We start from the raw sequence: 222 nt of genomic DNA, 5'->3' as shown, positions 1-222 counted from the left end.
CAGTTAACAGCAATGGACCAAACAATTCAGTGCCATATGCCAAATTCTCAAAGGTCGAGAACAAATGTGCAGAAGCGATGGTGCCAACAGAGCCTTCAAGCATCGTGCCACCATACAGATCTACACCAGCAAGGTTTGCAATGGTTGCTACATCACGACCTTCGAGTAGGCCACCAGACTGAGCAACTTTTACAGCAAACACAGAAGCAGCATTGCGCTTTG

Annotated in this window: 1 protein-coding gene; it reads right to left on the bottom strand. The window is 47.3% G+C overall.

What is annotated here, in order from left to right; genetic code table 11:
* Window positions 1–222, bottom strand: a 222-nt coding sequence (locus AC1M9I_RS14720) for an enolase C-terminal domain-like protein (RefSeq protein WP_481611227.1), incomplete at both ends; no start/stop codon positions are given.

It is taken from the genome of Acinetobacter sp. ANC_7553, from assembly GCF_056779895.1.
The sequence above is the reverse complement of the archived record's forward strand: the minus strand, read 5'-3'. Positions and strand labels throughout refer to the sequence as shown.